8 protein-coding genes and 1 tRNA gene are annotated in these 13148 nt (G+C 67.9%); 4 read left to right on the forward strand and 5 right to left on the reverse strand.

Going from position 1 to position 13148, the window contains the following annotated elements:
• Positions 1-285 precede the first annotated feature (285 nt).
• The gene (locus ABZ707_RS16235) at positions 286-1896 is read left to right on the forward strand and encodes a hypothetical protein (RefSeq protein WP_360174185.1); all 1611 of its coding nucleotides are present in this window, start codon (positions 286-288) and stop codon (positions 1894-1896) included.
• Between the two features lie 445 nt (positions 1897-2341).
• Here the strand turns inward: ABZ707_RS16235 and ABZ707_RS16240 are convergent, their stop codons facing one another.
• Complete coding sequence (locus ABZ707_RS16240; protein WP_360174188.1) at positions 2342-3649, reverse strand: IS256 family transposase; 1308 nt, start codon at positions 3647-3649, stop codon at positions 2342-2344.
• 200 nt (positions 3650-3849) lie between these two features.
• Between ABZ707_RS16240 and ABZ707_RS16245 the strand changes: the two genes are divergently transcribed.
• Positions 3850-4902 (forward strand): tyrosine-type recombinase/integrase, encoded by a 1053-nt coding sequence (locus ABZ707_RS16245; protein ID WP_360174191.1) that lies wholly within the window; start codon positions 3850-3852, stop codon positions 4900-4902.
• A 242-nt stretch (positions 4903-5144) separates the two neighbouring features.
• Here ABZ707_RS16245 and ABZ707_RS16250 read toward each other — a convergent pair whose 3' ends face one another.
• The 4 genes from ABZ707_RS16250 to ABZ707_RS16265 form a co-directional block, all read right to left on the reverse strand.
• Positions 5145-6560: an LAETG motif-containing sortase-dependent surface protein gene (locus ABZ707_RS16250; RefSeq protein WP_360174194.1), complete on the reverse strand. Its 1416-nt coding sequence runs from the start codon at positions 6558-6560 to the stop codon at positions 5145-5147.
• A gap of 226 nt (positions 6561-6786) precedes the next feature.
• Entirely contained in the window at positions 6787-7428 is a 642-nt protein-coding gene (locus tag ABZ707_RS16255) for a single-stranded DNA-binding protein (protein WP_360174197.1), read from the reverse strand.
• Positions 7429-7567: 139 nt separating this feature from the next.
• The gene (locus tag ABZ707_RS16260) at positions 7568-9298 is read right to left on the reverse strand and encodes a GTPase (RefSeq protein ID WP_360174912.1); all 1731 of its coding nucleotides are present in this window, start codon (positions 9296-9298) and stop codon (positions 7568-7570) included.
• A 167-nt stretch (positions 9299-9465) separates the two neighbouring features.
• Positions 9466-11073: a dynamin family protein gene (locus ABZ707_RS16265; protein ID WP_360174915.1), complete on the reverse strand. Its 1608-nt coding sequence runs from the start codon at positions 11071-11073 to the stop codon at positions 9466-9468.
• Positions 11074-11388: 315 nt separating this feature from the next.
• Here ABZ707_RS16265 and ABZ707_RS16270 point away from each other — a divergent pair.
• Both ABZ707_RS16270 and ABZ707_RS16275 read left to right on the forward strand, forming a co-directional pair.
• Positions 11389-11461: transfer RNA gene (locus ABZ707_RS16270), tRNA-Arg, on the forward strand.
• 1058 nt (positions 11462-12519) lie between these two features.
• Positions 12520-13053 (forward strand): EF-hand domain-containing protein, encoded by a 534-nt coding sequence (locus ABZ707_RS16275; RefSeq protein ID WP_360174200.1) that lies wholly within the window; start codon positions 12520-12522, stop codon positions 13051-13053.
• Positions 13054-13148: the final 95 nt, after the last annotated feature.

Raw genomic sequence — 13148 nt, forward strand, 5'->3', positions numbered from 1 at the left:
GTGGATCGCAGATGCTGCCCGGCAGCATCTCTTGCTGTTGATGTCAAGAGTAGATGTCAAGGCGAGCCGCCCCTGCTCAGGCATAGGCCGGAGGCACACCAACCTCGGCCAGCTATCGCACCGTTGGCGAGTTGGGCGAAATGAGAGAATTTTACGCTTCATTGCACTTTTCGCCGCGCAGTCAACAGAAACTAGCGAGTCGAATCGGCCCAATCTGTGAAAATTTCCCACCATGCATCACTCGAACCCATATCCTGACTATCGAATGCAGAGACTGGAGAAGTAGTGACCGACCTTGAGCAAAATCCTGACGCCCCCTATCGAAAGTTGCGGTCGCTGGCTGATAGCGCACCGTCAGAGCTGGCGATATGGAAGGCGGGCAGTGCATGCCTGCATGCACTGCTGCTATCTGTTGCTGTTCGGTATCTGAGGGAGGTACGCAAAGACCCTGACAGGAATTCTGGGAACCCTGGTAGCGAACCAAGAAATTGGGCCAACGTAACAGCTCGATTGATCGAATGGAGCTACCTATACGGCAACCAGACCGCAGTCGGCTCTCTTACTAAGAAGGATGTCGAGGACGCGGTCTCAGCCGCTCAGGATTGGGAAGTTGTTGAGATTGGCCTCCAGGGCGGGCGAGCCGACCGAGTGCGCATCTTTGAGGACAAGCAGGGGTTGGCGATAGACCCTATATCAGATCCCAGCATTGAGGTTGTTGACATGATGCTGGAGAAAATCGATACAGAGAATCCGGAGGAGAATGATAGGGGTCCCAGCCTGGAGCCCGCGTATGCCTTCTTTCGCTCTTTGCAGGGGCGCCGTAACGTGCATGCGCATATACCCCAGTGGATTGGCGGACTATATGTGCAGCACATGAAGAACTACGTTGCCGGCCGCCGCTGGGAGGTACCTACAGATACAGACCTAGGAGGAATCACAGTCGGCGAGGCCATTCCATTGATAGGCACGCTGAAGGGGATGTCACTGCTCCAGCTTTCCCTTTTCAGGGGGGAGCCGACTCCAAATACTGCCTACCTCGGCATGTCTCCGGATACTCTGAAACGGACTCTACGTCGCTATAACCCGAAGAGTTCGGCAATCGATAAGTTTATCGAGATGCTGACTTACGACGGACCTGGAGGGAAAACCGCCTTTTCTTCACCGATCATCCCGTGGGACGGTCAACTACTAATGCCGTTTCCGCTACTGTCGGATGGACTGGAAGAGAGAATGGTCCTTCGCGCTGCGGCATCCAATCCAGCAACTTCCGGGAAACTAGGCGGATCCCTTGGCGATCTGTGCACGAAATGGCGCAGTCGACTTGAGACCGTTCCTGGCGTTCGGGTGGCATCTGAAGTAAAAGTCCTAGCGCAAAATCGTCGAAAAATTGGCGACCTTGACATCGTCACCCTAGACGCAGACAGAAAAACAGGACTGATAGTGGAGGCTAAGTGGCCGATCGATGCACGAGTACTCTCGGAGACTTGGAAGCAAGAAGATGCAATCGATAAGGGTAGGGAGCAGATTCGTCGCCTCAAGCGGGAGATAGCGGACGGGGCAGTGGTCAAACTTCCCCCCGACTGGCCGCCGTTCGATGACATCCAGTGGGAATGGATGGTTGGAACTCCTAGATTCCTTGATTCACGAATAGTCGCAGATGGGGAAATTCGAACTACGAGCCTTAGATTTGTGGAGCAACTCCTTCCAGTCAATTCAACCGGCGAGTTGCTTCAAAAGCTCGACACGTTTCCCTATCCGGTCCAAGGGCGAGAATTTGAACTGGCATGGAAACGCGTCAAGGTGAATGGCACAGAAGTACGATGCAGGGTTATCGAGATATACCATCCGGCCCCAAGCCCACCTGCCGACAGAAAGCGCTCTAAGGGATGGACGTGAGCGCACCGTCCGGCTGCAGCTGCTCCACCCACCACTCACCCCGGCTCCCATCCCGTCCGCCTTCGACCCACACTCCGTGGAGCGGTCGTGGTTCAGGGCGTCAAGGTGGAGCGCGCCACTGTACGAACGACCTTGACGCCCTGGGCCGCGACTGCTCGGCTCTGCCTGGGTCGAAGGTGGTCGGGATGGGAGCCCCACGACGCTCGCCCCGCTCCGGCCGGCACTCGCGAACGGTGCCCCGTCCCATCCCGGAGTCTGAGCGCCCCCGCCGGAGGCATCGTCGTGAAGCCGCGGGCTTGGTTCTCGTCTCATGCCCCCGGGCCTATCCAGTTGTGGGCGCGCGTCGGCGGCGGCAGCGCCGAGCGGGCCGAAGGCAGGAGCGCGGGCGCAGCCAGAGCCGGGAAGGGGACTGTCAAACGATCGGTGTAACTCGGGTTGTTGAGGGTTACTGACGCGCTGCGGAGAGCCGGCCGTCGAAGGTGATGTCGAAGGCGTTCAAGCCTGTCTTCCAGCGCATGGTCCAGCGGGCCTGGCCCTTGCCGGTCGGGTCAAGCGACATGATCGCCATGTAGACGCACTTCAAGGCGGCCTGCTCGTTTGGGAAGTGGCCGCGGGCTTTCACCGCCCGTCGGATCCGCGCGTTCACGGACTCGATCGCGTTCGTGGTGCAGACGATGCGGCGGATCTCCGTGTCGAAGCGGAGGAAGGGAGTGAACTCCTCCCAGGCGTTCTCCCAGAGCCGGACGATCGCCGGATACTTCTTGCCCCACGCGTCGGCGAACTCCGCGAACCGCTCGAGTGCGGCTTCCTCGGTCGCCGCGGTGTAGACGGGCTTGAGTACCTTCGCGATCTTGTCCCAGTCCTGGCGGGCGGCATAGCGGAAGGAGTTCCGCAGCAGGTGGACCACGCAGGTCTGCACGACGGTGCGGGACCAGACGGCCTCGACGGCGTCGGGCAGGCCCTTGAGCCCGTCGCAGACGAGCATGAGAACGTCGTCCACGCCGCGGTTCTTGATCTCGGTGAGGATGTGCATCCAGTGCTTGGCGCCCTCGCCGCCATCACCGGCCCATAGCCCGAGGATGTCCCGCCGGCCCTCGCTCGTGACCGCCAGGGCGACATGGATGGGCCGGTTGGCAACCGCGCCGTCGCGGATCTTCACGTGAATGGCGTCGATGAAGACCACTGGATAGACCGCGTCCAGGGGCCGGTTCTGCCATTCGGCCATGCCTTCGAGGACCTTGTCGGTGATGGTGGAGATCGTCTGACGGGACACCTCGGCGCCATAGACCCCGGACAGGTGAGCCTGGACCTCACCGGTCGTCAGGCCCTTCGCGGCGAGCGAGATGACCATCTCGTCGACGCCGGACAGGCGCTTTTGTCGCTTCTTGACGATCTTCGGCTCGAAGGAGCCCTCGCGGTCACGGGGCACGGCCATCTCGACCGGGCCGACGTCGGTCAGCACGGTTTTGCCACGGGTTCCGTTGCGGCTGTTCCCGCCGTTCTTCCCGGCGGGATCGTGCTTGTCATGGCCGAGGTGGTCGGTGATCTCGCCCTCGGGAGCGGACTCCAGGAGCCGCTTGGTCAGCTGCTGCAGCAGCCCGCCCTCGCCGGTCAGCTGAAGGCCCTCGGCCTGAGCCCGACCCACCAGTTCATCAATCAGTCGGTCGTCCACAGACTTCGGCAGCACGGCCTCAGATGGCTCGGCCGTCTCAATCTCGGTCACGTCGTCGCTGGTCATCGATGCATCTTCCATGATCGGGAGTTACACCGAACGTTTTACAGTCCCAACCCGGGCCCACCGGCAAGCCCATAAGCGTCAAGACCGACCGCTACGGGATCGGCCTGCGCTACCGCGCCCGCTACATCGGCCCGGACGGCACCGAGAAGTCCAAGAGCTTCCCAGACCGGCAGAAGCGCAAGGCTGAGGAGTGGCTGACCCGCACGGAAGCGGACATGGATGCGGGACAGTACATAGACCCGAAGGCCGGGCAGATCGTCTTCCGGGACTACGGCGAGAAGTGGCTGGGCGGGCTGACGACCGATTTGGGCAGTCAGGAAGTCGTGTGCAGGCGAATCCGGTTGCACGCGTTTCCCTACCTGGGCACGCGCCCCATGGGGTCGTTCAAGCCAGAGCACATGCGCACCTGGTTGAACGCTCTGCAATTGGCCGTGCCCAACGGCACCTACCGCCGCGCGATCTACGACTCGGTGTCGTCCCTGTTCAACGCTGCGGTAGACGATGGCGTCATCAAGTCGAACCCCTGCCATGCCCAGTCGGTGAAGCCTCCGACCCCGGAACAGCGGCTGATTGTGCCCTGGACCGAGGACCGCGTGCTGACTGTTCGTTCAGGGATGCCTGACCGGTACGCGGCCACCGTAGACGCCGGCGGGGGTTGCGGTCTGCGGCAGGGGGAGGTGCTGGGTCTCGCGGAAGACAACCTGGACTTCAAGACGGGGTGGGTGCACGTCCGTCAGCAGATCAAGCGCGTTGGCGGCACCCTCGTGTTCGCCCCGCCCAAGCGTGGCAAGCTGCGGGATGCCCCTCTCAGCGACGCGGTGGGAACCGGCTTGCAGGAGCACATGGACTCGTTCCCACCCGTCGCTGTGACTCTGCCGTGGAAGACTCCGAACGGCCCCCTGGTAACACGGAAGCTGGTCTTCACCAGTGCCGTCGGCAAGGCCATCTGGCGGAGCTACTTCGATGACTACGTCTGGAAGCCCGCTCTGGCCCACGCCGGCGTGATCCCGCCCAGGGAGTCAGGGAAGCGCTATGCAGCCGCTCCTGACGACGGAATGCACGCGCTGCGGCACTTCTACGCGTCGGTGGTCCTGGAAGCCGGAGGGAGCATCAAGGCGCTGAGTACCTACCTGGGGCACTCGGACCCCGGGTTCACGCTCCGGATCTACACTCATCTTCTGCCCAGCAGCGATGAAAAGGCCCGAGCCGCTATGTCGTCCGTGTTCCGGCGGGTCCACTCGTTGGAAGACCTCGCGGCGGCGGCCTGACGGCCCACAGACGGCCCACGGCCCCGATTCGGCCCCTACCTGGCGGTTATATCCCAGGTCAGGGGCCGAATTGCGTTCTGGAGCCGCCAGAAACACCCCATCTTGCCTGACGTCCACCCCCCGATGGAAACCAGTACCGCTCACCGGACCACTCCGGGCCACCGGAGACAGCGATGGCCCCCGGCACGCTTCCGCGTCCCGGGGGCCATGGCGGCGCCGTGTCACTCAGCGCCGGGGATCACTCACTCTCCGGAGGTCGCGGCGTTCTTCCTGCGGAGGAAGAAGACCGCGGCGCCGCCGAGGACCACGAGCGCGATCGCGATGCCCGCGATGATCGGCGTGGCGCTGGAGGAACCGGTCTCGGCCAGGTCGCCCGTGCTGCCCGCGGAGGAGCCGCCGGCCGAGGCCGGGCTGGGCGCGGAGGAGGGCTGCTCGGTCGCCGGGGGCGTGCTGCCGGCGGTCTTGCAGTCCAGGACGCCCTTGAAGTTCTGCGAGAACCCGCCGGGGCCGGTGATGGTGAAGTCGTACGCCTCGTCCTCGCCGACCGGGACCGTGATGGTCTCGGAGCCGCCGGGCGCGATCGAGTGCTCGGTGCCCGCGAGTTCGAAGGTGAACTCCTCGTCGCCCTTGTTGCTGGCGGTGATGTCCACGCCGCCCTTGGCGCAGTTCTTCTCGGCGGTGAGCGCCGGGATCGGTCCCTGCTTGGCCCAGTTCGCCGTCGCCGTCGCCGAGACGGTGGAGTCGCTGGAGCCGGCCAGGATCTGCGTCTGGCTCTTGGTCACACCCGCGAAGGCGCGGCCGACCGGGACGGAGGTGGTGGCCTGCACACCGAGCGAGGCGGCGCCGTCGGACGCGCCGCTCGGAACGTCGAAGTACAGCTCCGTGCCGTTGACGGCGGCGGTGACCGGCTTGCCGTCCTTGTCGGTGATCTTGACGCCGCTGGCGGCCGCGTCGGCCGGCGGGGTCACCGTGACGCTGTCGGCGTCGGTGCGGACCGTGACCGGGCCGAGCTTCTCGCCGGCCTTGCCGGAGACCGCGCCGGGCTCCAGGGTGAGCGACGCCTTGGGCTCAGAGGCGTCCTGCGCGCTCTTCTCCAGCCACTCGGCGAGCTTCTCGGCCTGGGCGTCCTTCGCGTCGACGTCGGCGCCGTCCGAGTAGCGCCAGATCGCGACCTGCGTACCCGCGGCGGCCGTCTTCTCGGTGAGCGGACCGGTGCCCGCGGCACTGGCCAGCGCCGAGAGGTCGTCGATCTGCGGGTAAGAGTGCTCAAGGATCCAGCGGATCTTGCCGGCGTTCTTGTTGGCGCCGAGCGAGGTCTGGTCCCAGGGGGTCTCCAGGTACTTCGCCTGCTCCTGCGTCGGGTTGTGGATGTCGATGCAGTACGTCTTCAGCTTGCCGCCGCCGTCGACGGTCATCTCGAACAGCCCGGCGGCCAGTTGCTGGTCCTTGCCGTCCGCGTGGAGGACGGCGCCGTCATAGGTCTTCAGCCCGTCGAGGGTGGCGGCCGCGCCGCCCTGGTGCTGGGGAGCCTCGTCGGCCGCGGCCGCACCGGTGACGCCCAGCGAGCCCATCGCGACCAGGCCCGAGACGAGGACCGCGGAGGTGAAACGGGAGACGCCTCGCCTCCGTACGGATGACGCAGATATCGAAGAAAACACAGAATTCCCCTTCGGGCGAGGGTTCTTTCGCGTGCGGACGCGTGGGGGGTATGCCTCGCCGGCAGACTCAAGTGCCCCGTGAGTACTCGGGAATCCTATGGACGGCGGGAAGCCCCAGTGCCCTCTCATGCGATCAGATAACCGTTCCGAATCGGAATCGTTATCGACACCCGGCCGGTCATCCGGAATACGAGTGGCAATATCGACAAATCTCCTCAACTGCCGGTCAGGTGAGCCCCGTCGGCGCCGCCCGCGCCCGCCCCCCGGCGGGCTCCGGGTCCGGGCGCGCGGCTGCCACCACGTCCGGAACGGCGGGCGGGGACGCGGCCCCGGCGCCGTCCGGTCCACCGCCGGAGACCCCGGCCGGTACGGGAAGCCGCCGCTGGGCCGGGCGCTCCCGCCCCCGAGCCGTCGCCCGCGCCGGGACCCGGGCCGCCTCCCGCACCGGCCCGTCATCCGGCCCCTGGCCCTGCGTGGCGCGCTGATGGCGCTCCGTCAGATGCGGAGTCGCCCTGGCCACACGTCGGAACGCGGAGGTCCCACGGGTCAGATCGTGTCCGATCGCCACCGCGTCGATGTCCACCGACGTGCGGCGCTGACCGCCCCGCTCCTCCTCGCGCACCCGCAACCGCCCGTGCACCACGAGCGGCTCACCGACCGAGACCGACGCGGCCAGATTCGCTCCCAGCGTCCGCCAGGCCCACACCGTGTAGAAGCTCGTCGGGCCGTCCGCCCACTCCCCCTTCTCCCGGTCCCAGCGGCGCGCGGTCACCGCGAATCTGAACCGCGCCACCCCGCCCGTGGCCGACTCCCTGAATTCCACACCTGTTGCGACATTCCCCACCACGGTCACCACGGTGTCGTTCATAACGGCCCTCCCGTCCGGCTGCATTGACTGATCTCATGCTGGACCGGACGGAAAGAATGTGCCGCCGCCTGTGGAATACCCGCGAGTTGTGGAAAAGTCCGTCACCCTCGCGCCTCGGCCCGATCGCGCCGGGGCGCCCTCACATCCGCAGCCTGGAGACGGTCACGTACTGATCCCGCACCTCCCGGTACCGCATGAGCTCGGCCGAGACGGGATCCAGCACTCTCGCCCGCCCACAGCCCGCGGCGGCCTCTCGCAGCCGCCGTTCGGCGTCCTGTCCGTACCGCCGCGCCGGCCCCCGGGCCGCCGCCGCGCAGGACCACTCCACGAGCGGCCCGCCGATGATCCCGGCGAGCATCACCAGCACGGGCGGGAGGAGCCCCGGCTCCAGCACGCCGACGATCTGGCCCACCAGCCAGAGCGCGCCGAAGATCTGAAGCAGCGTCATGCACGCCTGGGTCACCACGGCCGCCGGCCACCAGGCCGGCCGCGGCGGCCGGCCCGGCGTGCCCGCCGCCACCGCCAGCTCGTCCAGCGCCTCCGGCAGCCCCTCGGCGCCCCGTACCGCCGCCTCGCGGACGGCGTGCGCCCAGGGAGCCGGCAGTCCCGCGGTCGCCTCCTCCACCACCGTCCGTACGGCCTGCTCGACCCTCTGCCGGGCCGTCAGCTCCTCCTCCGGGGCGACCGGAGCCCGCGGCTTCCCCAGGCCCGGCATCCGCGTGCTCTCGTACCAGCGCCACAGCCGCAGCCACGGCGTCCCGCACGCCCGCCCCGCGTTCCTGAGCCACGCGCGCTCCGCCGTCTCACCCGCCGCCACCGCGCCGACCGCCCAGGCCAGCCGGTCCGCGAACTGCTCGCGGGAGCGCTCACCGAGACCGGGATGCCCTGTCGCGACATAGGCGGGCCGCAGGCGCCCCGCCGCCGCGTCCACGTCGGCCGAGATCCGCCGCGCCGGCGCGTTCCGCTCCTGTACGAACCGTCCGAGCAGCTCACGCAGCTCCCCCACGCCCTGTCCGCCGAGCGCGGAGAGCGCGAGCACCGTGGCGCCCGGTTCGCCGTGTTCGCCGAGGGCCATGCCGTCCTCGTCGAGCAGCCGGCGCAGATCGTCGAGCACCTGGTCGGCGGCGTCACCCGGCAGCCGGTCGATCTGGTTGAGCACCACAAAGGTGATCTCGGCGTGTCCCGCCAGCGGGCGCAGATAGCGCTCGTGCAGCGCGGCGTCCGCGTACTTCTCCGGATCCACCACCCAGATGACGGCGTCCACCAGCGCGAGCACCCGGTCGACCTCGTCGCGGTGGTGGACGAGGGCCGAGTCGTGATCGGGAAGATCGACCAGGACCAGCCCGTGCAGCTCCTCGTCCCCGTCCCCGCCGGCCAGCGGTTTGCGCCGCAGCCGCCCGGGGACGGCGAGCCGGTCGAGCAGCCCCGCCGCGCCGTCCGACCAGGTGCAGGCGATGGGCGCGGACGTGGTGGGCCTGCGCAGCCCGGTCTCCGAGATCGGCACCCCGGCGAGGGCGTTGAACAGCGTCGACTTACCGCTGCCGGACGCCCCCGCGATGGCGACGACGGTGTGCCGCGTGGACAGCCGCTGGCGGGCGGACGCCTCCTCCAGCACGCGCCCCGCCTCTTCGAGGATGGACCCTTCCAGGCGCGCCCTGGACAGTCCGATCAGCTCGCGCAGCGCTTCGAGGCGTGCCCGCAGCGGGCCGCCGTAGGCACCGCCCTCGGCCGGGCGCGGCTCCGATCCCAGAGCGCTCCCGACGCCGTCCAGCGCGCCGGTCAGCCCCTTCACGCCATGGAGGGCGTCCAGGCCGTCGAGACCGTCCAGCTCCTCCAGGGCGTCCTTCTCACCGGCCCGCCGGGCGATCAGTCCGTCGTCCCAGCCGCCGGCGGACCCTTCGGACGCGCCTGCCCGCTGGGCCCCGTCGGACGACGCCGGCCCCGTCGACGCGGAAGCCCCTATGGCCTTCTTCGAGCCTCTGGCCCCTCCGGCCTTTCCGGCATCGTCGGTCGCACCGGTTTCATCCGTCACAGCGGTCACCTTGGTCGCATCTCCCTCTGCAGTACGGACAGCGCGGCGATCAGTTCGGCCTGCGGTGCCGGGTTCACATCAAGGGCGTCAAGGGGCGCCAGCCGCCGGTCGCGTTCCGCGTTCAGGACGCGATCGATGTATGTGGTCATCAGCTTGCCGCCCCGGTCTCGCAGCCGGAGCGCGCCCTGCGCCCCGATTTGCTCGGCGAGCCGCTCTCCCGCGGCCCGCGCCCGCCGCCCGCCGAGCAGGGCCGCCGCGAGCAGGGCCGCCACCGCCTCGGCGTCCGGCGCGGTGCTCCGCTCCAGTTGGCGCACCTCTTCCTCGGCCATCTCCTCAAGGACACGCCGCAGCCTGCGTACGGCCATCCCGACCCGCTCGGTCACTTCCCTGTCGGAAGCGGACATCTTGAGGCCTCCGGCCGCCGGTTCGCGCCGCCAGGTCTCGTCCACCCGTTCGTCGGCGGCGGCCACCGCGCACTGGAGCAGCGCGCCCAGGCTCTCCACCAGCGAATCGAGCAGTTCCCGCGCCGAGCTGTCGCGCGGATAACCGCGCCACCGGGCCCGCGCGTCCCCGGCGAGCACCCCGCCCCGCTGAAGCTGCCGGCGCAGCCGTTCCGCCTCGGCCGCGTAGCACTCCTCCACCGCGGCCGTCAGCCGCACCGAGGCGGAGTACTGCGCCGCCACCGCCCCGGCCAGCTCCGGCATCCGTACATTCAGCGAGTCGATGACCCCGGCCGCGGTGCGCACGACGGCCTGCTGACGGGCCGCCGGGTCCTGTACCCGGTGGGTCAGCCAGGCCAGCAGCGGCGCGACGGCGGTGGCGGGCAGCAGCCCGCTGCCGCGGCCGGCCGACTCGGGCAGTTCCGGGATGGTGAACCGGGGCACATGCCCCAGGCCCGCTCTGGTCATCAGCGACCCGTACCGCCGCGACACCTCGTCGATCATCTGATGCGGCACCCGGTCGAGCACGGTCACCAGCGAGACGTCGTACTCCTTGGCGGTGCGCAGCAGTCGCCACGGCACCGCGTCCGCGTACCGGGAGGCGGTGGTCACCATGACCCACACATCGGCGGCGCACATCAACTGGGCGGCCAGCAGACGGTTCACCACCACGAGCGAGTCGATGTCGGGGGCGTCGATCAGCGCGAGCCCTCGGGGCAGGGTCGCGGCGGTGTCGATGCGCAGCGCGTTCTCCTCGACGACCTGCGCGCCACGGCCGCCGGGGCTCCGCTCCTCCTCCTGCTGGGGCAGCCACACCCGGGTGAGGTGCGGCAGCACCCGTACCCCGGCGAACCAGTGGTGGTCCTCGGGGTGGCACACCAGGACGGGGGTGCGCGTGGTCGGCCGCAGCACCCCCGCCTCGCTGACCCGCCGCCCGACAAGCGAATTGACGAGCGTGGACTTCCCGGCCCCGGTGGATCCGCCGATGACCGCGAGCAGCGGCGCTTCGGGATCCCGGAGCCGGGGCAGCAGATAGTCGTCGAGCTGCGCGAGCAGCTCAGCCCTCGTCTGCCGAGCACGCGGTGCCCCCGGAAGAGGCAGTGGAAGCCGCACGGCAGCGACACAGTCGCGCAGTGCGGAAAGTGCGTCGATCAGCTGGGGCCGTACGTCCATGGTCACCACATGCGAAGAATGCCCAATTTTGGAGTCTTTTTGAAGCGTATGGACATCTCTGCGCGCCGATTAAGTCACAGGACAGACGGGACGAGTGGGGCACAGGCATAACGAGTGCACAACACCCGGTGCGCTGAAGGCGAAAAGCGATGCACGAATCGCACCTGCCTGCGATTATCGGTTCGCTTCACCGAACCTCCACATCGTGCCACGCACGTGAAGCAACCGGGTCAAGGCGATCGGAGCCCTATCCTTGTCCCGGCAAGGTCGCGGAACCACCCACCCGGGGCTCCAGGTCACCGAGGCCACCATCCGGCCCCCGTAGCTCAGTGGATAGAGCAGGTGCCTTCTAAGCACTTGGCCGCAGGTTCGAGTCCTGCCGGGGGCGCACTTCTACGCGCGATGCGAAACCCTCCCTCCCGGAGGGCTTCGCCGCAGGTCAGAGCGGTCCGGCGGGGCCATCGCCCAGCGGCGCGGACGCCCTGGCCCCACCACTCCGGAAGGGGCCGCTCCGGTTGCGGCCGGCCGCGTACGGCCTCCGGCGGGCGGGTCCTCGCGGGGCCACGGCGTCCTCGCGGGGGCACGAGCCGGGCCGATCTCGGCCCAGCCGGCGCCCGGGGACGGCGGGATGCCGCCCCGCGACAGGTGAGGGGTTTCCGCCGGACGGCCTCCTCCCCGGCGTGTATCCGGTCCACCGGCGCCCGGCCCGCCGGACACGCGGTGGTTCCTGATCCGTGCGGCGGCGCGCCGGGCGCGTGGCGGGAAACCCGTCCCGCGCCGCCTCACACTCACGGCGTTCGGCGCAACCGCGAGGCGGCCCCGCCCCGGACCGGCTCCGCCATCCGCGACCGCGCACCACCGGCGCTTTTCAGGGCGCGGAATGTCCGTGACCGCTCCAGGGAAACCGTGCGGTGTGATCATTCGCCCCCCTTTCCGACGGGCCGGGTGCCCATTTCGGCCAGCGAACAAACACTTGAAAGGCACCTTTTCGGCTCATTATTACGACCGGTTACCGGCGACGGAAACATGACGGTCAACGTCCCGGCGCCTTGAAAGAGACACGGAATCCGGGAAAGCGCACAAGGGCCCCCGTCACCCCGGTCACCCGGCACGTCGAAACACCGGGGAAACCCCTCTGACCAGCCACGCGACCGGCCGCGCACGCCTCGGGGGCCAGCACAGTCGCACTGCCGACCGGTGCCCTCACCCTTTCTGATGAATGCTCATCATTTTACGGACAGGCAGACTAACTTCTCGCATAGTGAAAACGTCTACCGCTCTCCGGCGGAACCAAGAGGGATCGCGGCCGCGATTCCCCGTGATCCCCTCCACCGTATTTTCCGGCGCCACGTCGGCGCCCAATATTCCGGTACGACAACAGAATAAGCATGACAGCAAAAGGCGCTTCACCGCGCCGGCCAGGGTCTGACGAAAGGTGATACACCAATGCGAGCGGAAGCGCTCAACCGAGTCAAGCTGGTGTTCTCTCTGTTCGACGCCGACGGCAACCAATACCTTGAGCCCGAGGATTTCGAGCTCATGGCGAAGCGCGTCATCCAGGCGGCACCCGATGCCGACGACGCGGAGAAAGACGCGATGCTGGCCGCGTTCCGGAAGTACTGGACGACGCTGGCCACCGAACTGGACGCCAATCACGACGGCCGGATCAGCTTCGAGGAGTTCGCCGCCTGCGTCCTCACCCCGGAGCGCTTCGACGAGACGGTCGGCGACTTCGCCGAGTCACTCGCCGCCCTGGGCGACCCGGACGGCGACGGCTTCATCGAACGGCCCCTCTTCGTCGCGCTCATGACGGCCATCGGCTTCGAACTCGCCAATATCCACGCCCTCTTCGACGCCTTCGAACCCACGGATTCAGACCGGATCACGGTGGAGACCTGGGCCTTCGGCATCAAGGAGTACTACCGCCCCGACAAGGCGGGCGTGCCGGGTGACCAACTGGTCGGAGACCTCGCGGCCTGACGACCGGCCGGCAGCGCCCCGGGACGGACACATGTGGTCCCGCCGGTGTGCCTGTCGTCGACGAGCGGACAACAGCCGACGACAGCCACACCGGC

This window comes from Streptomyces sp. NPDC006923, from assembly GCF_040635655.1.
GTDB lineage: Bacteria > Actinomycetota > Actinomycetes > Streptomycetales > Streptomycetaceae > Streptomyces.